General features: G+C 41.6%; 1 protein-coding gene. It reads right to left on the bottom strand.

The genetic code is table 11. The features are described from left to right. Positions 1-95: 95 nt before the first annotated feature. On the bottom strand, positions 96-490 hold a 395-nt coding region (locus A3766_RS30870), incomplete at its 5' end, for a hypothetical protein (protein ID WP_197479484.1).

Genomic DNA, 490 nt, shown 5'->3' on the forward strand with positions numbered 1-490 from the left:
AAGCGATAAGGGAACACCAAGTTTCTATGTTGGTTTGAGTGCTAATTGGCGAACGTGCGATTAATTTTCTAAGTAAATGGCTAGAAATACCCTGATCAATCAATGCTCGTTGATAACTTAGTGGATGCCAGGTCAAAGAGCTCATTCAAAGGTGCGATAGCTGCGCTCGCCAGTTGAAAGAAATCTGCTCCTGAACGACTATCTACCGAAGAATTGAGCAGCTTGGTTTCGATAAAGCTCTGTAGTTCGGAGATTTTTGTTTGAGCGTTTTTAATCGCTGAGGTCGAGTGCTTATCATCTAGAATGATCACTCTTTTTTCGCCGGGCTTTCTTTCAAGAAAAACCTTATTTAGCGATTCAAACTGAGTGCTTACACGGTCATTCAAGTACTTCAATTTTATTCGGTCTAGAGCTGAACTCTTTCCTTCGGAAACAATACCCATACCGATGGCTCGGGTTTGGCCTATTGATTCAATCGTATCGAGTAACT

This window comes from Oleiphilus sp. HI0132 (assembly GCF_001635845.1).